The sequence below is a fragment of the Pseudoduganella sp. UC29_71 genome (genome assembly GCF_042693265.1).
Classification (GTDB): domain Bacteria; phylum Pseudomonadota; class Gammaproteobacteria; order Burkholderiales; family Burkholderiaceae_D; genus Rugamonas.
Genome location: NZ_CP170549.1, coordinates 804,499 through 828,129, shown reverse-complemented (window position 1 = coordinate 828,129; position 23,631 = coordinate 804,499). Strand labels below are relative to the sequence as shown.

The 23,631-nt window shown below is 64.9% G+C and carries 19 protein-coding genes; 9 read left to right on the top strand and 10 right to left on the bottom strand.

From position 1 onward, the window contains the following. Window positions 1-860 precede the first annotated feature (860 nt). Window positions 861-2,222, top strand: coding sequence for an exodeoxyribonuclease VII large subunit (gene xseA / locus ACFJI2_RS03690; protein ID WP_377703790.1), 1,362 nt, complete (start codon window positions 861-863; stop codon window positions 2,220-2,222). 103 nt (window positions 2,223-2,325) lie between these two features. Here xseA and ACFJI2_RS03685 read toward each other — a convergent pair whose 3' ends face one another. The 3 genes from ACFJI2_RS03685 to ACFJI2_RS03675 form a co-directional block, all read right to left on the bottom strand. Further along, a complete protein-coding gene (locus ACFJI2_RS03685; RefSeq protein WP_377703789.1) occupies window positions 2,326-3,363 on the bottom strand; it encodes a glucokinase in 1,038 nt (345 codons plus the stop codon). 80 nt (window positions 3,364-3,443) lie between these two features. Continuing rightward, the gene (locus ACFJI2_RS03680; RefSeq protein ID WP_377703788.1) at window positions 3,444-5,918 is read right to left on the bottom strand and encodes a TonB-dependent receptor; all 2,475 of its coding nucleotides are present in this window, start codon (window positions 5,916-5,918) and stop codon (window positions 3,444-3,446) included. 90 nt (window positions 5,919-6,008) lie between these two features. After that, a complete protein-coding gene (locus ACFJI2_RS03675) occupies window positions 6,009-7,343 on the bottom strand; it encodes a GH1 family beta-glucosidase (protein WP_377703787.1) in 1,335 nt (444 codons plus the stop codon). A gap of 195 nt (window positions 7,344-7,538) precedes the next feature. Between ACFJI2_RS03675 and ACFJI2_RS03670 the strand changes: the two genes are divergently transcribed. From ACFJI2_RS03670 to ACFJI2_RS03650, 5 genes are all read left to right on the top strand, one after another. Then, window positions 7,539-8,552, top strand: coding sequence for a substrate-binding domain-containing protein (locus ACFJI2_RS03670; RefSeq protein ID WP_165918047.1), 1,014 nt, complete (start codon window positions 7,539-7,541; stop codon window positions 8,550-8,552). Between the two features lie 124 nt (window positions 8,553-8,676). Next, the gene (gene sodB / locus ACFJI2_RS03665) at window positions 8,677-9,255 is read left to right on the top strand and encodes a superoxide dismutase [Fe] (protein WP_377703785.1); all 579 of its coding nucleotides are present in this window, start codon (window positions 8,677-8,679) and stop codon (window positions 9,253-9,255) included. Window positions 9,256-9,562: 307 nt separating this feature from the next. Beyond that, on the top strand, window positions 9,563-10,699 hold the full coding sequence (locus tag ACFJI2_RS03660; RefSeq protein ID WP_377703784.1) for a TRAP transporter substrate-binding protein: 1,137 nt from the start codon (window positions 9,563-9,565) through the stop codon (window positions 10,697-10,699). Between the two features lie 66 nt (window positions 10,700-10,765). Beyond that, on the top strand, window positions 10,766-11,353 hold the full coding sequence (locus tag ACFJI2_RS03655; protein ID WP_377703783.1) for a TRAP transporter small permease subunit: 588 nt from the start codon (window positions 10,766-10,768) through the stop codon (window positions 11,351-11,353). Beyond that, window positions 11,350-13,386, top strand: coding sequence for a TRAP transporter large permease subunit (locus tag ACFJI2_RS03650; protein WP_377703782.1), 2,037 nt, complete (start codon window positions 11,350-11,352; stop codon window positions 13,384-13,386). Before ACFJI2_RS03655 ends, ACFJI2_RS03650 begins: the two co-directional genes overlap by 4 nt. Before the next feature lie 41 nt (window positions 13,387-13,427). On the opposite strand, the gene ACFJI2_RS03645 is transcribed toward ACFJI2_RS03650, so the two are convergent. The 3 genes from ACFJI2_RS03645 to ACFJI2_RS03635 all read right to left on the bottom strand — a co-directional run bounded on the left by ACFJI2_RS03645 (window position 13,428) and on the right by ACFJI2_RS03635 (window position 16,348). Next, a complete protein-coding gene (locus ACFJI2_RS03645) occupies window positions 13,428-15,725 on the bottom strand; it encodes a hypothetical protein (RefSeq protein WP_377703781.1) in 2,298 nt (765 codons plus the stop codon). Between the two features lie 64 nt (window positions 15,726-15,789). Continuing rightward, the gene (locus ACFJI2_RS03640) at window positions 15,790-16,089 is read right to left on the bottom strand and encodes a hypothetical protein (protein WP_377703780.1); all 300 of its coding nucleotides are present in this window, start codon (window positions 16,087-16,089) and stop codon (window positions 15,790-15,792) included. Window positions 16,090-16,201: 112 nt separating this feature from the next. Beyond that, window positions 16,202-16,348, bottom strand: coding sequence for a hypothetical protein (locus ACFJI2_RS03635; protein WP_377703779.1), 147 nt, complete (start codon window positions 16,346-16,348; stop codon window positions 16,202-16,204). A 49-nt stretch (window positions 16,349-16,397) separates the two neighbouring features. Here ACFJI2_RS03635 and mgrA point away from each other — a divergent pair, with 49 nt between their 5' ends. Next, on the top strand, window positions 16,398-17,441 hold the full coding sequence (gene mgrA, locus ACFJI2_RS03630) for an L-glyceraldehyde 3-phosphate reductase (RefSeq protein ID WP_377703778.1): 1,044 nt from the start codon (window positions 16,398-16,400) through the stop codon (window positions 17,439-17,441). Between the two features lie 11 nt (window positions 17,442-17,452). Here mgrA and ACFJI2_RS03625 read toward each other — a convergent pair whose 3' ends face one another. The 3 genes from ACFJI2_RS03625 to ACFJI2_RS03615 all read right to left on the bottom strand — a co-directional run bounded on the left by ACFJI2_RS03625 (window position 17,453) and on the right by ACFJI2_RS03615 (window position 21,906). After that, a complete protein-coding gene (locus ACFJI2_RS03625) occupies window positions 17,453-20,071 on the bottom strand; it encodes an ATP-binding protein (protein ID WP_377703777.1) in 2,619 nt (872 codons plus the stop codon). A gap of 106 nt (window positions 20,072-20,177) precedes the next feature. Next, entirely contained in the window at window positions 20,178-21,068 is an 891-nt protein-coding gene (locus tag ACFJI2_RS03620) for an SDR family oxidoreductase (RefSeq protein ID WP_377703776.1), read from the bottom strand. A gap of 82 nt (window positions 21,069-21,150) precedes the next feature. Then, window positions 21,151-21,906, bottom strand: coding sequence for an SDR family oxidoreductase (locus ACFJI2_RS03615; protein WP_377703775.1), 756 nt, complete (start codon window positions 21,904-21,906; stop codon window positions 21,151-21,153). A gap of 115 nt (window positions 21,907-22,021) precedes the next feature. Here ACFJI2_RS03615 and ACFJI2_RS03610 point away from each other — a divergent pair, with 115 nt between their 5' ends. Beyond that, window positions 22,022-22,918: a LysR family transcriptional regulator gene (locus ACFJI2_RS03610; RefSeq protein WP_377703774.1), complete on the top strand. Its 897-nt coding sequence runs from the start codon at window positions 22,022-22,024 to the stop codon at window positions 22,916-22,918. A 15-nt stretch (window positions 22,919-22,933) separates the two neighbouring features. On the opposite strand, the gene ACFJI2_RS03605 is transcribed toward ACFJI2_RS03610, so the two are convergent. After that, window positions 22,934-23,257, bottom strand: a complete 324-nt coding sequence (locus ACFJI2_RS03605) for a hypothetical protein (RefSeq protein ID WP_132139338.1) — start codon at window positions 23,255-23,257, stop codon at window positions 22,934-22,936. A 146-nt stretch (window positions 23,258-23,403) separates the two neighbouring features. On the opposite strand from ACFJI2_RS03605, the gene ACFJI2_RS03600 reads away from it, so the two are divergent. Beyond that, on the top strand, window positions 23,404-23,625 hold the full coding sequence (locus ACFJI2_RS03600; RefSeq protein WP_377703773.1) for a DUF4148 domain-containing protein: 222 nt from the start codon (window positions 23,404-23,406) through the stop codon (window positions 23,623-23,625). The last annotated feature ends 6 nt before the right edge of the window (window positions 23,626-23,631 follow it).

The window sequence follows — 23,631 nt, the reverse complement described above, 5'->3', positions numbered from 1 at the left end:
CCCATATTCTGTTGATAAGATTGTTAGCAAGGACATTGATGATAGGAAAAGTCCTTGATTCATAAGCACTTTCTTGCCATGCGTAAAAATTTCGCATACTGACGAAACAGCGGGGTTTTGTATGGTTTCTGCCATTAAAAGCCATGTTTCCGCAGGCGTTTGGGGACAAGCTCTTCATTCTGCACAAAAACTGTGGACAAAATTGTTAGCAAGGCCAATGATTGCAGACTAAGTACATGATTTAAAACATAAAACATGCTTCGATGAAAAAACAGGCAGCAAATTCCGGACCAGCTACCGGTGGTCACTTGCCGCTGGGCACGTGTACAACTGTGCACTTCTGCACACAATATGTGGATAAGATTGTGCGCAAGGCTGCCAACTGCTTGCTATGTCATTGATTCGTAACAATTAAGTTTCGCTGCTTATTTTTTAAACAGCGCCCTTGCCGGTTCTCAGCATTCAGGTCCGGCGTCTGGTCGCACTGGTATGCAGGGGAGTTCTGCACATCTTCTGTGGATAAAATTGTGAGCAAGCCCCGCTGGGGGCACCCAAGTGCTTGATTCTTCAAGAAAAGATTTCTATGCGTAAATTTTTAGCACAGTTGTTCTTGTCCACACAAAAGCGAATTTGGTACCAAAAAGTTCCACACATTTTTTGTGGATAACTTTGTGCGTAACCTCCACCCCCATCCGCAAAGTGCTTGATCCATAAGGATTTTCCTGAAATGCACGTAAATGAAGCATCGTTGTTTACCTTTTAAAATCAAGCGTTTACAAAAAATACTTGCCTTGAAATGTGATGTATGACATAAGCATGACCTCCGCGTGAATTTGTGGACAGTTTCCCTTTCCTGAACGATGAATACCAGCCTTCCACCCGATAGCAGTAACCAGCAAGCAGCCGTTATCTCCGTCAGTGCGCTCAACCAGGCGGTCAGCCGGCTGCTGGAGCGCAGTTTCCCCCTGACGTGGATATCTGGCGAAATTTCCAATTTCACGCGCGCCAGTTCCGGCCATTGGTATTTCACCTTGAAGGACGATGCGGCCCAGGTGCGGGCAGTGATGTTCCGTGGCCGGGCGCAATATGCGGGTTTTGTGCCGCGCGAGGGCGACAAGGTGGAGGTGCGGGCGCTGGTCACGCTGTACGGGCCGCGCGGCGACTACCAGATCAATGTGGAGGCGATCCGCCGCGCGGGCGTGGGGGCGCTGTTCGAGGCCTTCCTGCGCATGAAGGAGCGGCTGGGCGCGGCCGGCTTGTTCGACCAGGACCGCAAGCGCGCCCTGCCGATGTTCGCGCGCACCATCGGCGTGGTGACCAGCCCCACCGGCGCAGCCCTGCGCGACGTGCTGACGGCGCTGAAGCGGCGCGCGCCGCATGTGCGGGTGGTGCTCTACCCTACCCTGGTCCAGGGCCAGCAGGCGCCAGAGCAGATCGCGGCGGCCATCAATACCGCGTCGGCACGGGCCGAGTGCGAGATCCTGATCGTGTGCCGGGGCGGCGGCAGCATCGAGGATCTCTGGGCGTTTAATGACGAGGCGGTGGCGTATGCCGTGGCGAACTGCAATGTGCCGGTGATTTCCGGCGTGGGACACGAGACGGATTTCACCATTGCGGACTTTGCGGCGGACCTGCGCGCAGCCACGCCGACCGCCGCCGCCGAACTGGCCGCTACGCCGCGCGCGGACTGGCTGGCGTCGCTGCGCGCGGACGCGAACGATCTGCGGCGCGCCATGCAGCGCGCGCTGGGCGACGCGGCGCAGACGCTGGACGGCTATACGCGCCGCCTGCTCAGCCCGTCGGCGCAGATCGCGCAGCAGCGCGCCAAGCTGCAGGCGCACGCCACCGCGCTGACGCACGCGAACCGCGCGCCGCTGGCTTATGCGCGCGTGGGATTTGATAAGTTGCAGTCGCGCTGGTCGGCGCTGCGGCCGGACGTGCGCGCGTTCAGGGGGCAGCTGGAGGGCTTGCAGCGGCGCGCGGCGCTGAGCATCGCCAATCAGCAGGGGCAGAAGCGCGAGGCGCTCAATGCGCTGGCGGCGCAGCTGGAGATGCTGAATCCGCAGCGCACGCTGGAGCGGGGCTATGCCATCGTGACCGGCAAGGACGGCGCGATCCTGCGCGCGCCGTCGCAACTGCAGCCGCGCGACAGCGTGACGGTGCGCCTGGCCGAGGGCAGCGCACAGGTGGAGATTGCGGATGTGAAGCCGGCCGCTGGCTGATCCGGCGGGTTACGGCTGCGCCTAACCCGCCCTACGGCCCGGCGGCCCGGCGGCACGATGCACGCGGACGTAGGGCGGGTTAGCGCAGCGTAACCCGCCAGCGCTACGCCAGCTCAGCCAGGATGACGGACATGCCAATCAGCGCCGGATAGTCGGCGGTGATGACGTAGGTCGGTATCTGCGCGTTGTAGCCGCTCAGCCGCCCTTTCTGCTCGAAGCGGGAACGGAATCCCGAGCGCGCGAAGAACCCGCCCAGGCGCGGCACGATGCCGCCGCCGATGTAGATGCCGCCGCGCGCGCCCAGCGTGATGGCGACGTTGCCCGCGATGGTGCCGAGCATCTCGCAGAAGGTCTCCAGCGTCTCCACGCACACCAGGCATTCGCCGCGCAGGCCGCGCTCGATGATGGCGGGCGTGTCGATCGCTTGCGGCGCCGCGCCAGCCCGCTCCGCCAGCACTTCGTATATCAGCCGGATGCCCGGCCCGGACACCACGCGCTCGGCCGACACGTGCCCATAGCGCTCGCTGGCCTTGCGCAGGATGTGGATCTCGCGCTCGCTGACGGCGGCGAAGGTGCTGTGCCCTCCTTCGCTGTCCAGCGCTATCCATTGCTTGCCCGCCGGGACCAGGCCGGACACGCCCAGCCCCGTGCCCGCGCCCACCAGGCCGATCACGCCGCGCTCGCGCGCTTCGCCGCCGCCCACCTGCACGCGGTGCTGCGCCGACAGGAAGGGCACGGCACGCGCGAGCGCCGCGAAGTCGTTCACGACGTGCAGCGAGGTCAGGCTGAATTGGGAGCAGATCGCTTCGATGGAAAACGACCAGTGGTGGTTGGTCATGCGCACCGCGTCGCCGTCGATGGGGTTGGCGATGGCAATGCCGGCCTGGCGCGCCTGGTAGCCGCCCGCAGCCACCGTGGCCGGCTGCGACAGGTATTGGACAATGGCCGCGCCCAAGGTGGGATAGGCCGCGCATTCGGCTACCCAGATGGCGTCGATGCGCCCGGCCGCCGTCTGCAGGCCGAAGCGCGCATTGGTGCCGCCGATGTCGGCCAGCAGCCACGGGCGCTCGTAGCGCGCGCCGCCGCCGTCATCTTCGTCGAAGAAGGCCAGGGAATGCTGGGGGATGTTCTCGATTTTCATGGTTGCCACCTGTGTAACCACGGCACAACCTGAGGCCGGCCCCGTTCAACTCGGGTCCGGCCCCGGCCCTGCGGGGTTGGTTAGAACTTCATCGACACGCGCGCGCCTACCGTGCGCGGCGCATTATAGAACGCGCCGTAGATCTGCTGGGTAGGCTGGCATGGCATGCCGGTGTCGGTGCACAGCTCCACCACGTCCAGCTTCACTTCGCGGTCGGTGGCGTTCTGCACGAACACTTCAGCCGTGTAGGCCTTGTTCAGCGGCTGGAAGCGCAGGCTCAGGTCCAGCGTGGAATAGGCTTTCTGCTTCTTCACGCCTGGGTGGCCGGGCACGTCGTTGCTGAAGGCGCCGGCGCCGACGAAGGTTTCGCCTTCGTAGTGGGCCGAGATGCGCGGCGTGAGCAGGCCTTTGCCGGTGGCGAAGTCATGCTCGTACTGCAGCGTGGTGGCGAACTTCGGCGCGTGCTTCATCACGCTGCCGCCCACGTCCACGTTGGGCGCGGTCGAGCCGCAGGCCAGGCCCTTGGCGCGCGCGGCGTCCACGTCGCAGGAGATGAAGCTGTCGTAGGTGGCGTCGAGCCAGGTGGCGTTGCCGGTGAAGCGGTCCACCTTGCTCGGACGCCAGGTCCATTCGGCTTCCACGCCGTTCACCGTGGCGCCGGCCGCGTTGAAGTTGGCCAGCACGCTGTTCACCACTTGCGATTCCAGCTTGTCCTTGTACTTCATGTGGAAGGCGGCCAGGTTCAGTGTCAGCGCGCGGTCCAGCAGGTCGGACTTCATGCCCAGCTCATAGCTGGTCAGCTTCTCCGGCTTGGTGGTGGCGCCGCCGTCGCCGATGGCTGGCGAGTGGAAGCCGGTGGTGACGGAACCGTACAGCAGGATCTCGGGACGCAGCTTGTATTCCACGCGGCCCAGCCAGGTGGCCTGGCCGTATTTCAAGTCTGCCGTGTTGTCGCCGAAGGTGTTGCCGCAGGTGGCCGCGCTCACCACGCCGCCAGGACCGATGTTGTGGGTGTTGATGGTGCCGGTGCCCGGCGTGACCAGTTGCTTGATCTGGTCCGGCGTCAGCACGGTGGTGCCCAGCGGGACGTTGGCCGGCCAGTTCGGGCAGGCCCAGTTCTGGCCGCCGATGTCGAACTTGTGGTCCTTGGTGTAGCGCGCGCCGACCGTGGCTTTCAGTTCGTCGCTCACCTGCAGGCTGCCCTGCGCGAACACGGCTTTCGATTTCAGCTGGCGGTCGCCCTGGATGAAGGACATGGCCGACGCGTACTGGCCCACGGTGGGACGTACGAAGATCACGTTGCCGGCGGCGATGTCCTGCTGCACGGTGGCTTGCGAGATCTGGCTGCGGTCGATGTCGAAGCGGACCTTGTTCTTCTCGCCGAACAGGAACAGGCCGCCCACCCACTGGAACGGCGCGTCGTTGTCCGAGCGCGCCTGCAGTTCGTGCGAGTAGCTGTCGAACTTGGCCCACTCGGTGCGGTTCTCGGATTTGAAGCCGGGGAACAGACCCGCGTCGGCGTCGTTCACGTTGGCGCGCTTGTAGCGGCTCCAGCTGCCCAGGTAGGTCAGGTCCAGCGCATCGCTCGGATGGTAATTGAGCTTGCCCTTGAAGGTGGTGATGGACTGGTCGAGCGAGCCGGGACTGTCGATCAGCGCGGAGCGCAGTTCGGTGCCGGCTGCCGGCTCGGCCGCCAGGTAGACGTTGCCGGCGCCCTGGTCCTTGTAGTAGTCGGCGATGACGGTAGCCTTCAGCTCGGGCGTGAAGCGCCACAGCAGCGAGGCGCGCGCGCCCATCTTGTCTTCGGCGCCGTATTTCTTCGCGCCGGGCAGCACGTTGGAGCCCTTGCGGAAGTCCACGGTGCCGTCATGGCTGTCCTTGATGGCGGCGATGCGCAGCGCGATGTCGTCGGCCAGCGGGATGTTGATCATGCCTTGCGTTTGCAGGCGGTGGTAGTCGCCGATGGTCATGCCGGCCGAGCCGAACACCTTCTCGGTGCTGGGCGCGCCCGACACCAGGTTGACCGCGCCGGCGGTGGAGTTACGGCCGTTCAGCGTGCCTTGCGGGCCGCGCGCCACCTCGACGTGGGACAGGTCGTACATCAGCGCGGTGGCGCCCTGCGGACGCGGCGAGTAGATGCCGTCGATGTAGAAGGCCACGGCAGGGTCGCCCAGTTCGGTGTGGTTGGCGGAACCGACGCCGCGCATGTAGACGTGCACGCCGCCCGAGTCGCCGTGCTGTTCCACCACCAGGCTGGGCACCATGGTGGTGAGCGAGGCCAGGTCTTTCACCTGGTTGTTGGCCAGCGTGTCCTGGTTGTAGGCGGTGATCGCCAGCGGGGTTTCCTGCACAAAGGTGTTGCGGCGGGTGGCGGTAACGATGATCTTTTCCATCTCGCCGTTGCGCGCTGGCGCGGCGGCTTCCACGGGAGCGGCAGCGGCGGCCGGCATGGCGGGGTTGCCCGCAGCGGCGGCGCCTTCTTGCGCGAAGGCGTTGGCGGTCAGAAGGGCGAGTGGCGCGAGTTTCCACATCGCTTTGGTGTGCGAATTTTTCATTGTCATTCCTCTATAGTCCGTTAATTAATTGGTGTTGCATAGCTCTACCGGCTACTACCGCACTCCAGCTGACTTCAGCTCGAATTCATGTCATTGCTCCTTGATGAAGTTGCGGTACCAGTGGGCGCTGTCTTTCAGGGTGCGCTGCTGGGTGTCGTAGTCCACGTGCACCAGGCCGAAACGGCGCAGGTAGCCGGAATTCCATTCGAAGTTGTCGAGCAGGCTCCAGTAGAAGTAGCCCTGCACGTTCACGCCCGCGTCCATGGCGTCGTGCAGCGCGGCCAGGTGCATCTTCAGGTAGTCGATGCGCGGCTGGTCCTGCACGCGGCCGCCCTCCTCGCGGTCCGGCACGGCCATGCCGTTCTCGGTGATGTAGACCGGCGGCAGCTGGTATTGGCCGTGCAGCTTCACCAGCAGCTCGGTCAGGCCTTGCGGGTAGACCTCCCAGCCCATGTCGGTCACGCCCAGATCGCACGGCGGCTTGCGCGGCGGATTCTCGGTGCTGACATAGGCGCGGAAGTAGTAATTCACGCCCAGGAAGTCGATCGGCTGCCGGATATCCTTGAAATCGTTTTCATGAATGGACAGCAAAGAGCAGTCGATATTGTCCAGCGCCAGCTGCGGGTAGCTGCCCTTGAAAATCGGGTCCATGAACCATTCCACCGAGCGCGCCCACTCCACTTCGGCGGCCTTGATGTCGGCGGCCGAGTCGGTGGCCGGGTCGGCGGTCCACTGGTTCAGCACGATGCCCAGCTTGGCCGACACGTTCTGCGCGCGCATCGCTTGCATGGCCAGGCCGTGCGACAGCAGCAGCTGGTGCGAGGCGCTGACGGCGGCGGCCGGGTTGGCGATGCCGGGGGCGAACTGGCCGGTGCCGTAGCCCAGGTTGGCGGTGCACCAGGGCTCGTTATGGGTGGCGATGGTGGCCACGCGGTTGCCGAAGCGGCGCGCCACTTCGGCGGCGTAGGCGGCGAAGTGTTTGGCGGTGTCTCGGTTCAGCCAGCCGCCTTTTTCTTCAAGGGCTTGCGGCAAATCCCAGTGGTACAGCGTGACGTGGGCGGCGATGTTTTTCTCTGCCAGCTTGTCCAGCAGGCGCGAGTAGAAATCGAAGCCGGCTTCGTTCCAGGCGCCGCTGCCGTCGGGCTGCACGCGCGGCCAGGCGATGGAGAAGCGGTAGGCGTCCACATTCAGGGAGGCGATGATGTCCACGTCTTCCCCGTAGCGGTGGTAGTGGTCGCAGGCCACGTCGCCGCTGCTGGCGTCGGTGATCTTGCCGGGCGTATGGGTAAAGGTGTCCCAGATGGACGGGCCGCGGCCGTCGGCGGTGGCGCCGCCTTCGATCTGGTAGGCGCTGGTGGCCACGCCCCAGGTGAAGGCCGGGGGGAAGGCAGGCACGGTTGCCGGAACTGCGTCAGGTTTGGTCATGGGTTGCGATCGCTTGAAAACGTTTTCAAAGAATGTGTGCATTTAACACCGGCTGAAAATCGAAGTCAATCATAATATTTTGAACAACTGTGCGTTTTTTTGCCTGTGAAACGGCCCCGCCCCAGCGGGAAGCGGTAAAAAACTGTGCTATGCTGGCCCTGAAAAGGATTTCAAAAAACAACGACAGGACCGACCTTGAGCGACGACGATCACACCACCCCCTCGACTTTGCTGGACGTCGCGCGCGAAGCCGGGGTGTCGCCCAGCACCGTGTCGCGCATCCTGAACGGCACCGCCAAGGTGTCGGACGACAAGCGCCAGGCCGTCATGGCCGCCATTGCCCGCACCAAGTTCGCGCCCAACCTGATGGCGCAGGGCCTCAAGCGCGGCCGCTCGCAAACCATCGGCATCGTGGTGCAGGATATTTCCTCGCCCTACTTCGACGAAACCCTGCGCGGCGTGGACGACGGCCTGAAAGACACCGGCTACGCCTCGGTGATCGTGTCCGGCCACTGGAACGCGGAAGAGGAAGCGGACCGCATCCGCCTGCTGCTGGCGCGCAAGGTGGACGGCATCATCCTGCTGTCTGGCCGCATGTCGGACGAGACCGTGCTGCAGTTCTCCGGCCAGCGCCCCATCGTCTCCACCGGCCGCTCGCTGAACACGCCGACGGCGCTGGGTTTCAAGCAGGACAACGAGCACGGCGCGTGGATGGCGGTGCGCCACCTGATCGAGCTGGGCCACCGGCGCATCGCCTTCGTGTCCGGCCCGGCCGACAATATCGACGCCGAGGAACGCGCCGCCGGCTACCGCCGCGCGCTCAGCGAGGCCGGCATCGAGATCGATCCCAAGCTGATGGTCGAGGGTAATTTCCACGAAAACAGCGGCCTGCTGGCCGTCAACCACCTGTTCGACACCGGCCAGCAGTTCACGGCCGTGTTTGCCGCCAACGACCAGAGCGCCTACGGCGTGCGCCTGTGCCTGTACCGCAAGGGCATCCGCGTGCCGGACGACGTGTCGCTGGTCGGTTTCGACGATTTGCCCGGCTCTTCCTATACCACGCCACCGCTAACGACCATACGCCAGCCGCTATACGACATGGGGCTGGTGGCCACCAACGCGCTGCTGCGGCTGATCCACGGCGAGCCGGTCAAGGCGCAGGTGCCGCCGCTGGAGCTGGTGGTGCGGGAAACCACGCGCCGGCGCTGACCCGGGCCGCCGCGCTTGCCCCCACACGGTCCGGGGACAATTCTGCGGCTTGGCGTACTAAGGATTACAATGATGGTCGTTTCAGCAAAAATGACTTTTCAGACTTAACTAAAAGGATAGACACATGGAACATACCCTGCCACCTCTGCCGTATGCAATGGACGCCCTGGCTCCGCACATCTCGCAAGAAACGCTGGAATACCACTACGGTAAGCACCACCAAGCGTATGTGACCAACCTGAACAACCTGATCAAGGGCACCGAATTCGAAGCCCTGTCGCTGGAAGAGATCATCAAGAAGTCCTCCGGTGGCATCTTCAACAACTCGGCCCAGGTATGGAACCACACCTTCTACTGGAACGGCCTGAAGCCAAACGGCGGCGGCGAGCCGACCGGCGCGCTGGCAGACGCGATCAACGCGAAATGGGGTTCGTTCGCCAAGTTCAAGGAAGAGTTCACCAAGTCGTGCGTAGGCAACTTCGGTTCGAGCTGGACCTGGCTGGTGAAAAAGCCGGACGGCACCGTGGACATCGTCAACACCTCCAACGCCGCCACCCCGCTGACCACCGAAAACAAAGCGCTGCTGACCTGCGACCTGTGGGAACACGCTTACTACATCGACACCCGCAACCTGCGTCCGAAGTATGTTGAAAACTTCTTCAACGTGGTGAACTGGGACTTCGCGGCCGCCAACTTCGCTTAAGCCCAGCGCAAGCGGTCGCACCTCAAAAAACCTGTGCCCCGGCGCAGGTTTTTTACTTTCAGGCCCATGAAAATTCCGGCTTGCTTATCCTGGCGTGCGCGGCCGGCAGCGCCGGCAAGGCGGCGACTTCGCCCTCCCGCGCAAGTTGTAAGCCCCATGTAAGCAATCTGTAAGCAAGCTGGAACATTCTTGCATTTCAGTCACTAGTGACTTACCAGACAGGAGGTAGCCCGCCCGTTCCGCTTTTGCAATCGCATCAGGACTTATCGCTTTGTTCCATGTACAAAACTACAACAGGAGACACACGATGAAGAAGATCGACACCGCAGCCAAGCAGTCCCTCAGCACCCGCCGCAAGTTCCTGGGCAGCGCCGCCGCCGGCACCGCAGGCGCCGCGCTCGCGCTGCCCATGATCGCCACCGCCCAGGCGCCCACCCAGCTGCGCTTCCAGAGCACCTGGCCGAGCAAGGACATCTTCCACGAATACGCGGGCGACTTCGCCAAGAAGGTCAACGACATGACCGGCGGCGAACTGAAAATCGAAGTGCTGCCGGCCGGCTCGGTGGTGCCCGCCTTCGGCCTGCTGGACGCGGTGTCGAAAGGCACGCTGGACGGCGGCCACGGCGTGATGGGCTACAACTACGGCAAGCAGAGCGCCATCGCCCTGTGGACTTCCGGCCCGGTGTTCGGCATGGATGCGAACATGGTGCTGGCCTGGCATAAATACGGCGGCGGCAAGGAGCTGCTGGTCAAGCTGTACTCGTCCATCGGCGCCAACGTGGTGTCCTTCCTCACCGGCCCCATGCCGACCCAGCCGCTGGGCTGGTTCAAGAAGCCCATCACCAAGAAGGAAGACCTGAAAGGCCTGAAGTTCCGCACCAACGGCCTGGCCATCGACCTGTTCACCGCCATGGGCGCGGCGGTCAACGCGCTGCCGGGCGGCGAGATCGTGCCCGCCATGGACCGCGGGCTGCTGGACGGCGCGGAGTTCAACAACGCCACCTCGGACCGCCTGCTGGGCTTCCCGGACGTTTCCAAGGTCTGCATGCTGCAAAGCTTCCACCAAAGCTCGGAGCAGTTCGAGATCACCTTCAACAAGACCAAGTACGACGCCCTGCCGGCGAAGATGAAGGCCATCATCGACAACGCCGTCGAGGCGGCGTCGGCCGACATGTCGTGGAAGGCCATCGACCGCTACTCCAAGGATTACGGCGAGCTGCAGTCGAAAGACGGCGTGAAGTTCTACAAGACGCCGGACACGCTGCTGCAGGAACAGCTGAAGGTATGGGACGAGGTGGTGGCGAAGAAGGGCGCCGACAATCCGTTGTTCCGCGAAGTGGAGAAGTCGCAGCGCGCCTTCGCGGCGCGCGCCATGAAGTGGGACATGGACACCAACAACCCGCGCCGCATGGCGTACAACCACTACTTCGGCAAGAAGGCCTGACGCCGGGACCGGCTGCATCCGGCGCGCACCCGCGCGCCGGCCCACACCTTGTTCCGGAGTTCCCGCATGCAGAACGTATTGTTTTTCATCGACCGCGTGAGCAGCTGGATCGGCCAGGCGTTTTCCTGGCTGATCGTCGCCCTCACCTTCCTCATCTCATGGGAAGTGTTCGCGCGCTACGCGCTGAACCGTCCGAACCCCTGGGCCTTCGACCTGATGATCATGATGTATGGCGCGGCCTTCATGATGGCGGGCGCCTACACCCTGGCCAAGAACGGCCACGTGCGCGGGGACGTGCTGTACAGCTTCTTCCCGCCGCGCCTGCAGGCCGGGCTGGACCTGCTGCTGTATATCGTGTTCTTCATCCCCGGCGTGGTGGCGCTGGTCTGGGCCGGCTATACCTACGCGGCCGAATCGCTGGCCATCAATGAGCATTCCACGCTGACCGCCAACGGTCCGCCGCTGTATCCCTTCAAGATGGTGATCCCGGTGTCGGGCGTGCTGTTGCTGCTGCAAGGCCTGGTGGAAATCGTGCGCTGCGTGCTGTGCCTGCGCGACGGCGCCTGGCCCTCGCGCGAACCGGACGTCGAGGAAGTGGACGTCGACAAGCTCAAGGAAATGGTGCACAGCGAAGACCTGGGAGAGCAGCGATGAGGAAAGAAATCTGGTTCGGCTTGTCCATGCTGCTCGCCATCGTCGTCGCGCTGTTCGCGCTGCTGCCGGCGCCGGCCGACATGACCAATGGCCACGTCGGCCTGCTGATGCTGGCCCTGGTGGTGGTGGCCATCATGCTGGGCTTCCCCACCGCGTTCACGCTGATGGGCATGGGGGTGCTGTTCGCCTGGTACGCCTTCCACAGCCGCGATCCCAGCCAGGCCATCCAGCTGACGCTGGACCTGATGGTGCAGCGCGCCTACTCGGTGATGGCGAACGACGTGCTCATTTCGATTCCGCTGTTCGTCTTCATGGGCTACCTGGTGGAGCGCGCCAACCTGATCGAGAAGCTGTTCAAAAGCCTGCACATAGCCATGGCGCGGGTGCCGGGATCGCTGGCGGTGGCCACCATCGTCACCTGCGCCATCTTTGCCACGGCCACCGGCATCGTCGGCGCGGTGGTCACGCTGATGGGATTGCTGGCCCTGCCGGCCATGCTGAAGGCGGGCTACAGCACGCGGTTGTCGGCGGGGTCGATTACGGCCGGCGGCTGCCTCGGCATTTTGATTCCGCCGTCGGTGCTGCTGATCGTCTACGGCGCCACGGCGGGGGTGTCGGTGGTCAAGCTGTACGCGGGCGCGCTGTTCCCGGGCATTATGCTGGCCGTGCTGTACGTCGGCTACGTGATGCTGGTGGCCAAGCTCAAACCCAGCGCCGCGCCGCCGCTGTCGGCCGAGGAGCGCCGCGTGGAGCTGCCGCCGTTCGCGCGGGCCCTCTCGGCGGGCGGGCGCGGCACGGCGCTGGCGGGACTGGCCGGGGCGCTGTCGCAATCCGGCCCGGCGCCGGCCGGCGTGAGCAAGCGCACCTTGCTGCAGCAGATGTTCATCGCCCTGCTGCCCGCGCTGGCCTTCGCCGCCTTCATGGGGGTGGGCTACCGCGTCGTGACGGCGCCCGATGCCGCGCCCAGCGAGCTGGTGGAACTGGGCAGCACGCAAGACTTGAACGCGTCCGCCAGCGATGCCGGCGGCCTGGCAGAGCCGCCGCCCGAAGGCGGGCTGGAAGAACCGCCGGCCAGCAACGACCTGGCCGAACCGCCCGGCGCGGAGACGCCGCAGCCGCTCGGCAGCGCGGCCAATACGCCGGCCGGGGCGGACCGGGCCGGGCAGCCTCCCGCGGCGGCAACCGGCACGACCACGGCGCCTGGCGGAACGCCCGTCCCCGCCGACGCCACGGGCAAGAGTGCGGCGGCCAGCGGAGCTGCCGCGGGCCAGCCTGCCAAGCCCGCGCCCACGGGCTTCTGGATCGCGCTGGGTGTCGGGGCGCTGGCGCTGCTGCTGTTCTACGCCTACTTCTCCTTTGCCCGCCTGGAGATCCTGAAAATGCTGATGGGCTCCCTGTTCCCGCTGGCCTTCATGATCCTGGCGGTACTGGGCAGCATCGTCTTCGGCTTCGCCACGCCCACCGAGGCGGCGGCCATGGGCGCGTTCGGCGGCATGCTGCTGGCCATCGCCTACCGGCGCTTCAACATCGGCATGCTGCGCGAATCGGCCCACCTGACGGCCAAGACCAGCGCCATGGTGTGCTGGCTGTTCGTCGGTTCCAGCATCTTCTCGGCGGCCTTCGCGCTGCTGGGCGGGCAGGAACTGATCAACAACTGGGTGCTGGGCATGGAGCTGACGCCGGTGCAGTTCATGCTGCTGGCCCAGGTGATCATTTTCCTGCTCGGCTGGCCGCTGGAGTGGACCGAGATCATCGTGATCTTCATGCCCATCTTCATACCGCTGCTGGCCCACTTCAACATCGACCCGCTGTTCTTCGGCCTGCTGGTGGCGATGAACCTGCAGACGGCCTTCCTGTCGCCGCCGGTGGCGATGTCGGCCTTCTACCTGAAAGGCGTGGCGCCGCCGCACGTCACGCTGAACCAGATCTTCCTCGGCATGATGCCATTCATGGGGCTGCAGATCCTGGGCGTGATCCTGCTGTACATGTTCCCCGCCATCGGCCTGTGGCTGCCGGGCGTGCTGTACAACTAAGCGCCGGGGGCGCCGGCCCTACCTGGCCGGCCCCCCCCCGCCTAGTGATGTTCTTCTTTTGGAATTAGAATCGTACGCGGCGTGCCAAAAATTCTGCGCCGGTAATAAATCACATGGCGCGCAGCGACCATGATCGGCAGATAGCGGTGCTCGGTCAGATGCTTGAGACTTTCCAGCGTAGCCCTGTTGCTCGCGTTATCGTCCCCCTCACGGGCGTTGATCGATTCAATAACGCTGTCGGGAGTCATCGGCGCGCCCTCGGCGCCGCTCAACACGATGGACTTCGCATAGCGGCTTTCAAAGTCCAGCTTGAAGCGCTCCGGCGCCTCTATCCGGGGCAGCCCCGACGCCCCGGACTTGAACTCGGCAGGCGTCACGGCGCCCCAGCTGGTGAACAGTATGCAGCCGTTAGCCATCGGCGAAATCATCGCAGAGGCGTTGTCCGCCATGCCCTTATCGTCCGGCTTGTAGACATACTTGCACTGCTTGAAGGTCTCCACCAGCTCCGGTTCATCCAGATTCAATTTAAAGAACACGGGCAGCGGCAGGTTGTCCCATCGACTCTCTTCGGCTAAAAGGTGGTCGCGTTTCGCCCCCCACGCGCGCTGGACTAGCAGTTCAGCGTATTGCGGAGCGAGCCTGCGCTGCTCTTCCGTCAGAAGCTTCTGGTACTCAGGGTCGTCAACGGCGAATGTAAACCGGTCCGGTCCTGCGCGCGCTGCAAAATACTGCTTCTGCGCCGCCGCCAATTGTTCTCCTATGGCGCGCTTATCGCGGTCCTTCAACAGCGTTTGGGTTGGTTTTCCCAGTCCCGGCCGCACGCCCAGGCGCGCCTGGTCGTCCTTGATCTCGCTCAGCGGGCGGGGGTTGTCCAGGCGGTGCCTGGCGTAACAGGCCGCCCGCAACTCCTCGCAGGCGCGCAATTTTTCGCTGACAGCGCTGTTGAACGCGTCGTCGTTGCCATTCGCGGCGATATCGAGCTTCTTCAGCCATTCCGTCTCGGCAAACACCGTCTTGTAAATTTCATCCCTGAACACGTTCCTTACCAGCGCTTCAAACTCCTTGAAGATTCCTGTCAGCTTGCCTACCACCCACACCGCCCAGCGCTGTTCGTGTCCAGGGGAGCCTGCGTGGTAGTCGCGCAGATATCTCGTCTGCAGCGCGCCACCGAGATCGGCGGCACGCTCGAAGCCTTTGCCGGGACGCAGCATGCCGAACATCAGCACCCGGCTAGGGCGTGCCAGAACGGCCTCCACGTCGATATTTTCAAAGGCAACGGTAATCGGAATCGGGATAAAGGTCGATTCCGCCACCGCCGCATCGCGCTGATCAAGGTCGTTGACAAAAATCGCGCCATGCGCAGCTTCGCAGATGGCCTGTGTCGGCACAGTGATGGCCTCGGCCCGGGTCGGTATGTGCTTCTTGTTGTACAGCCATTCATGCACCGTCACAAACACCGAAATCCCGGCGTCCCTGAACCTCCGTATCGTCTCCGCCGTGACAAATGCGCTGCCGCTGCTGGGCAGGCGGGACTGGATGTGCAGGATGGGCAGAATATCCGGATTGTCGTGCATCTCGCCGGCGAAGAACTTGAGCATGCAGACGATGGCGGCTTCGATCTGCACCGCCAAATTGGTTTCCTTGAATTGGCGTTGTTCCTCCGTCAGCGCGGCGTAGTAATCCAGCGTCACCAGCCTGCCTTCGCGGAGCTGGGCTCTTTGCTCGTCGCCCATCGGCATCATCGAATTCGCCAGGCGCACCGCCTCCACGCCGAGTGCGCTCAGGCCATCTACCATTGACTTCATGAAGTCCGCATCGCCGCCGCGGTACTCTTCGTGCACTGCCGATGAGAAATAGACTTTCAGACGCTTTGGCGGCGCATCGGCCGGCTCCAGCGGTGCCGTAGCCGATGAGGCACGCTCAGGCGCGCTGCCCGGTGGCGGACCTTTTGGCACGTGCCGCGTCAGCGGACAAGCCAATATCGGCTTGACCGTGCTCTCGCCGAACAGCACGCCCATCCGGTCGAAAGCGCGCTCGAATTCGTCATCGTCGTCGGCCGGCCAGTCGCACAGCACTTCGAAGGTAGGCACGGTGACGTAATAGCCGTCGGGGATAAGATCTTCGCCGATCAGGGGGACGGTGGCGCCGGAGGAGGAACTGTCGCGGTGCAGCAGCACCTTGAGCACCCTCGAAAACCGCAGCTCGCCAAGCAGCTTGGCGGAGAATGCCTCATCCAGGGCTCGCCCTATGGCCGGCTCGATAAAGCCAGCCGGCAGGTCGGCGTAGAACTCGACATCTTTCAGCGTCGGGACATCCTTAACGATGATCTTGGCGTACATGTCCTGTCAGTCCGCGCTCAGTTTGACCCGGCTGCCATTGCGCACGTATACAAGCCACTCGTCGTCATCGGACATGCTGCCGGCCTCGCGCGGCTGCGAGACCCAGCCCGGCGGCTGGGCCTGGACGAAATCCACCCCCCAGCTTCAGGAAGCACAGCGCCATCTGCGCGATATGCTTTTTCTTTGCCAGCCCATGCTGGACGCTATACGAGACAGTGTCGGCGCAAAACTGCGCCAGCGCCTGGTCATCCAGCCGGGCCGACATGCGGGGTGCCTCGGCGCGCAGCGTTTGCTGCAACTCGACGGCAAACTGCTTCAACCCCGCCTTTTCCAGCGCAGCCATCTGCGTGTTCCTGATCTCCATGCCGGCACCGCCCCAAATGGTTCAAATTGGGCAACCATTCTAACCGAACCCCGGAACCCGGGCCGGCCCCATCAGCCTTGCTGCAGCGTCTTGATAATGCGGTGTTCCGATTTCAGCCGGGATCGGACTCGCACCCGGTCAGCACGCCGGATATCGTCACCAGCAGCAGCCGGTGCGGCAGCGGCGCCACGCGCCCCTGCGCACCAGGCATGCGACGAATCGACGGCAGCGCCGACGGACGGTCATGCGCGCGCCACATGATTACGCTATCATCGACTTGCGAACGGACACCCAGCAAGGAGACCAGCATGACCTACCACGCATCCCGCCACCGCTACGAGGAAATGCAGTACCGCCGCTGCGGGCGCAGCGGCCTGAAACTGCCGGCCATGTCGCTCGGCCTGTGGCACAACTTCGGCGACACCAGCACCCTCGCCTCGCAGCGCGACATGCTGCGCACCGCCTTCGACCTGGGCATCAACCACTTCGACCTGGCCAACAACTACGGCCCGCCGTACGGCAGCGCCGAAACCAATTTCGGCCACATCTTCAAGGAAGACTTCCGCCCCTACCGCGACGAACTGATCATCTCCACCAAGGCCGGCTGGGACATGTGGCCCGGTCCCTACGGCCAGGGCGGCGGCTCGCGCAAATACGTGCTGGCCAGCCTGGACCAGAGCCTGCGGCGCATGGGCTTGGAGTACGTGGACATCTTCTATTCGCACCGCTACGACCCGGACACGCCGCTGGAAGAAACCATGGCCGCGCTGGCCCACGCGGTCCACCAGGGCAAGGCGCTGTACGTGGGCGTATCGTCCTACTCGGCCGAAAAGACCGCCGTCGCGGCGCGCCTGCTGGCCGACTGGAAAGTGCCCTGTTTGATCCACCAGCCATCCTACAATATGCTCAACCGCTGGATCGAAACCGAAGGCCTGCTCGACACGCTGGGCAGGGAAGGCATAGGCTGCATCACCTTCACGGCGCTGGCGCAAGGCATCCTGTCGGACAAATACCTGAACGGCATCCCGCAGGAGGCGCGCGTGAACCGCCCCGGCGGCGGCTCGCTGCAGCAAGCCCACCTGAGCAGCGAGAACCTGGAACGGGTGCGCGGCCTGAACGAGATCGCCAGGCAGCGCGGCCAGACGCTGGCGCAGATGGCGCTGGCCTGGGTGCTGCGCGACCCGCGCGTGACCTCCACGCTGATCGGCGCCAGCAATAGCGCGCAGATCCGCGAAAACGTGGCGGCGCTGAAGAACCTGGCCTTCACGCAGGACGAATTGTGCGCCATCGACCTGCAGGCGCAGGAAGGCCAGGTCAACCTGTGGGCCGGCTCGTCCAGCCACAAGACGTAGCCGCCAGGACCTCAGCCGGCCTGCTCCGCGCACACCGCCTCGATCATGCTGCACAGCTGCGGATACTGGTGCTGTTCCAGCATCGCCTCCACCGCCAGCACGGTGTCGCCATGGTCGGCGCGGAAGGCCTCAAGCAGCTGCAGCGCGCGCGCCGGATACAGCAGGTGCAGCGCCTCGCGCATGGCCATCAGCACCTCGTAAGGCAGCAGCGCCAGGCGCGCCTCGGTCAGCGGCGCGCGCTGCACCGACGGCAGCCGCTGGCGGCGCCGGAAGCGCACCCCCAGCTGCTGCTCCAGCACCTGGAACAGCTTATCCTGCTCGATAGGCTTGCACATGAATTCGTCGGCCCCGGCATCCAGCGCCTCGCGCCGCTCCTCCTCGAAGGCGTGCGCCGTCATCATCACCACGCGCGGCTGCGCCAGCGCCGGCTCGGCGCGCAGCTGCCGTATCACCGTGATCCCGTCCAGGCCCGGCATGCGCCAGTCCATGAACACCAGCGCCGGCTGCGCGCGCCGCAGCGCCGCCAGCCCGGCGGCGCCATCGGCGGCCAGCTCCACCTGGAAACCCAGCGGAGACAGCAGGCTGTCGATCAGATGGCGGCTGTCCTCGTTGTCGTCCACCACCAGGATGCGGCGCCCGCGCTGCGACGCCTCCAGCGCCTCCACCACGCTCAGCGCCTCGCCCGGCACGCAGTCCGCCCCCTGCACCTCCAGCGTGAAGCGGAACTCCGCACCCCGCCCCAGTTCCGACTCCACCTCCAGCGAACCGCCCATCATGCGCACGAATTCGCGCGAGATGGTCAGCCCCAGGCCGGTGCCTTCCTGCGCGCCGGTGTTGTCGGTCTGGACGAAAGGCTCGAAGATGCGCTGCTGGTCGGCCTTGGCGATGCCCTTGCCGGTGTCGCGCACCGAGAACGACAGCCGGTGCCGCCCGCCCTCCAGCGGCTCGGCGCGCGCGATCAGCATTACGCTGCCCTGCTGCGCAAACTTCACCGCGTTCGAGACCAGGTTGAGCAGCACCTGGCGCAGCCGCGCCCCGTCCATCTGCACCGCCGCCGGCAGGCCATGGCAGTCCAGCGTCATGTGCAGGCCGGCCTGGCGGGCGCGCGCGCCCAGCATGTCCATCACTTCGCGCAGCACGCCCTCCACCGCCACCACCGTGGACTGCAAGGTGATGCGGCCGGCCTCGATCTTCGACAGCTCCAGCAAGTCGTTAATCAGCGTGAGCAAATGCTGGCCCGAGCGGTTGATCACGCCCAGGTTGCGCTTCTCCTCGTCCGTCATGGACTGCGAATCAGCCAGCAGGCGCGAGAAGCCGATCACCGAATGCAGCGGCGTGCGCAGCTCGTGGCTCATGGTGGCCAGGAACACGCTCTTGGCGCGGTTGGCCGCCTTGGCCTCGGTCACCGCCACCGACAGCGCCTCGGTGCGCTCGGCCACCAGCTCCTCCAGGTGGTTGCGGTGGCGCCGCAGTTCTTCCTCGGCCTGCTTGATGTCCGTGATGTCGTAGTTCACGCCCACCAGGCGCCGCAGCGCGCCGCCGGCGTCGCGGAAGGCCTTGCCGGCCGACTTGATGTGACGCAGCTGGCCGTCCGGCCAGCGGATGCGGAACTCGGTGTTGTATTGGCGCTCGCCGCGCTGCACCTCGGCCACCAGGCGGTTCACGCGCTCCAGGTCTTCCGGCAGCAGGGTCGCTTCCCAGCTGGCCAGCGTGCTGTCGAAACCGCCCTGCGGCACGCCGTACTGGCGGTGCATTTCGCGGTCCCAAAGCAGCTGGTTGGTCTCCACGTCCCAGTCCCAGATGCCGATATGGGCCGCGTCGGTGGCGATGGCCAGGCGCTCCTCGCTGGCCTGCATGGCGCTGTAGCGCTGGTCCAGCAGCGCCACCATCTCCAGGATGGATTCGTTCAGCGTCTTCAGCTCGCCCAGGAACAGCGACTGGTGCGGCCCCTCGCCGGTGCCGCCGGCCTTCACGCTGGCCGCGTACTGGCCCACCGACTTGAGCGGTTTGAGCATCAGATACCACAGCAGCAGATACACGCCCAGCACCAGCGTCACGTCCAGCGCCACGATGGCGAAAGCGAGCGCGATGCGGCGCTCGCGCAAGGTCTGCAGCACATACTGCGGCGTGACATACATCTTCACGACGCCGATCTCCCGGCCCGCCACGAGGATCTGCCGCTCCGCCGTGCGCAAGGCCGGAATGTCCGGCGGCTGCGCCACCTGCTCCAGCACGCCTTGCGCATTGCGCAGGAAGACGAACTGCATCCTGTTGCTGAGGGTGACGGTGCAGCCATACAGGTCGCGGTTATTCAGGCTGGCCTGCACGATGGCGACGATCTGGCGGTCATCGAAGTTCCAGGCCGGCAGCGCGATGGCCGCGGTTAGCTGGTCGGCGCTGGCATCGAGCTCGCGGTGCAGGCTGCGCCAGCGCTCGTCGCGCTCCTGGTTATACGACAGCACCGCAAAGGCCACCAGCACCACCGTCACCAGCGCCGCCAGTGCCAGACTCACGATCAGCGCAATCGACACCCGGCGCGACGCGATGCGCCGCAGCAGCGCGCGCGGCACGCAGACGTCCGCCAGCAGCGCAGCGAAACGCCGCGCCGCCTGCCTGCAGCGATCCGCCAAGTTAGCCACCATGCCCATCATCCCGCCCCGGACTTTTCCCTATGCCAGCGATGCTAGCGCCACGGGGCAGGATTGTATCTTGTACTTTGGTACAGTATGAATCAATTTACACCCCCGGCTGCAGCAAGTCCGCGATGCCGATGCGCTGGGCGAACTCGATGCGCACCCGTTCCGCCACCTCCGTCACCGCCGCCGCGCCATCGTCGATAAAGTCCACCACCGAGCGGAACGGGCGCGCGCCGTGCGGCAGGCCGACGATGCGCGCAATCTCCGCCCCCACCGCCGCCGGATCGGACTCCGGCGGCGACAGCTGCGCCAGCCGCGCCGCCACTTGGTCCAGCAGGCCGTCGTAGCGTGCATAAGCGGCGATGGTCGCCGCGTCGGCCGCGCGGCCCGCCTTCGGGAAATGCTCGGTGCCCGCCGTGAACGCGCCCGGCACCACGATGGACGTCTCGATATTGAAGCGCGCCAGCTCGAAAGCCATGCTTACCGCCATCGAATCCATGGCCGCCTTGGCCGCCGCGTACGGCCCCAGGAAGGGCGGGAAGCCGCCGCGCGCCGTCGTGCTGCTCACCCACAGCAGCAGGCCGGACTGCTGCGCGCGCATCACCGGCAGCACCGCCCTGTTCACGCGCTGGGTGCCGAGGAAATTGGTATCGAAGACCGCCGCGATCTCCTCCGGCGAAAACGCCTCGGCCGGCCCGATCACCAGGTGGCCCGCGTTATGCACCACCACATCCAGCCTGCCGCGCTCCGCCACGATGGTGGCCACGGCCGCATCGGCCGAGCGCTGCGACAGCACGTCCAGCTCCACGGCGCGCACATCCGCGCCACTGGCGAAAGCCCAGTCCCGCAGCTCCCGCACCCTGGACGCATTGCGCCCCTGCACATCGCGCATGCTCGCATACACCGTATGCCCCGCCAGCGCCAGCGCCTTCACGGTCAAGTGGCCAATGCCGGTCCCGGCACCAGTCACCAGCACAATAGATTTCTTCATCTCAATTCTCCTACGTACCCCGAAAATGGGGTCAGGGTTAATTAGTGGTCAGGCCAATTCAGCCCAATCCGTGGACACGTGCTCAGACCAGTCCGCCATTGGCGCGCAGGGTCTGGCCATTGATCCATCCGCCGTCCGGGCCGGCCAGGAAGGCGACCGCGGCGGCGATGTCGTCCGGCGTGCCCAGGCGTTCCAGCGGCGCCATCCTGGACATGCGCTGGATGGCTTCTTCCGATTTACCGTTCAGGAACAGCTCGGTGGCGGTCGGGCCGGGCGCGACGGCGTTCACGCTGATGTTCTTGCCGCGCAGCTCCTTGGCCATGATGTTGGTCATCACTTCCACCGCAGCCTTGGTGGCGCCGTACGCCGCGTAGCCAGGCAGCCCGAGGCCGACGATGCTGGTCGAAAAGTTCACGATGCGCCCGCCCTGTTCCAGCCGCGTCGCCGCCTCGCGCAGCGTGTTGAACGTGCCTTTCACGTTGACGGCGAACAGGCGGTCGAAGGTCTGGTCGTCGGTATCGGCCAGCGTGGGCAGCGACGGCGGCATGATGCCGGCATTGTTCACCAGCACATCCACCCGGCCGAAGCGCGCGGCCGCGCTGTCGAACAGGGCTTTCACGGCGGCAGGATCGGACACGTCCGCCTTCACGGCCAGCGCCGCACCGCCCTGCGCTTCGATGGCGCCGACTACCTCCTGCGCCTCGGCGGCGTTGCCTGCGTAGTTGACGACGACGGCGTAACCGTCCCGCGCCAGCCGCTGGGCGATGGCGGCGCCGATGCCGCGCGAGGCGCCGGTGACGATGGCTACTTGTTTTTGCTTGGTGTTCATGGTGTGCATGGTGTGGCTCCTTGGGTTGACTTGATTAGTGCTGCAGTGAAGCCAGTATCACTTAACCACCCATATCAATAAATGCACTAAAATCAGTATCACAATTCAATATTCACCAATAATCATGGACAGACTCGACGCCATGCGCCTGTTTACGCGCATCGTGGAACTGGAAAGCTTCAGCCGGGCGGCGGACGACCTGCAGCTGCCCGCCGCCACCGCCACCCACACCATCAAGCAGCTGGAGGCGCGCCTCGGCGTGCGCCTGCTGCAGCGGACCACGCGCCACGTGAGCGCCACGCTGGACGGCCAGGCCTATTACCAGCGCTGCGTACGCATCCTCGCGGACGTGGAGGAGACCGAGGCCGGCTTCGGCAACAGCGGCGTGCTGCCGCGCGGGAAATTGCGGGTGGATTTGCAAGGGACGCTGGCGCGCCACTTCGTGCTGCCCCGGCTATCGGAATTCTTCGCCCGCTATCCGGACATCGAACTGGAAATCGGCATGGGCGACCGCCTGGTGGACCTGGTGCGCGAAGGCGTGGACTGCGTGCTGCGCGGCGGCGAGCTGCGCGACTCCAGCATGGTGGCGCGCCGCGTCGCCAGCCTGCAGCAGGTCACTTGCGCCAGCGCTGCCTACCTGGACCGGCATGGCACGCCGCGCACGCTGGACGAGCTGGCCCGGCACCGCGCGGTGAACTTCTACTCCATCGCCAGCGGCAAGCAGTTTCCGTTTGATTTCGTGGTGGACGGCGCGGCGCGCAGCGTGTCGCTGCCCGGCTCCGTCTCGGTCAGCAACGCGGAAGCGTACGTGCAGTGCTGCACCAATGACCTCGGCCTGATCCAGCTGCCGCGCTACCACGTGGCTACGCAGCTGCGGGACGGCAGCTTCCGCGAAGTGCTGGGAGCGTGGCGGCCGCCGGCGATGCCGGTGTCCGTGATGTATCCGCACCAGCGCCAGCTGTCGCCGCGCGTGCGCGTGTTCGTGGACTGGCTGGCGGACATGATGTCCGCCGCCAGCTGAGCCTAAGCCCAGGTTCTAGCGCCTTTCGCCGGCGCTGCTGTCCTCATCCCCCTCCAGGTCCGCCAGCGGAACCGTTTCAATGTGGTCCACATTGATGTCCGCGCCGTCCTTCTCCACCGACTCGCGCCCCACCTCGGCGCGCTCGCCGGTGCCGCGCGAATCGGTATCGCTGTCCAGGTCCGCGTCGCCCAGTTCCGGGCCGGCCGTGCCGCCGGCCACGTCGCTGCCGGAATCCGAACTGTCGCTCGGCCCCAGCGCGCCGGTGCCGTGGCCGCGCCCCAGCGTGCGGTCGGGTGCCTGCGGGAAATTGTCAGGATCAAGTGTACTGGTGCCCGTCATGATTGCCTCCATAGGCCTGATTGCGAATGCTTTCACTCTAACAAAGCAGCGGCCGGAGCGGCGCGCACCATGCCTAGTGGAAAACACTTACTTCACAAATGTACTATTCATTGATATACTGATTTCACTCAATCAGGAGAACCATCATGAAGACCCTTATCGCCGCTCTCGCCCTCATCGCCGCCGCAGGCACCGTTTCCGCCCAAACCGCCGCACCGGCGCCGGACGCCAAGCAATCCCAGGGCAGCACCGGCCGCACCCGCGCCGAAGTGATCGCCGAAGTCATCGAAGCCCGCAAGAACGGCACCCTGGTCGAAACCGAAGCCGACATGGACGTGGCCCAGACCAGGAAGCACATCGCCAAGTAATCCAGC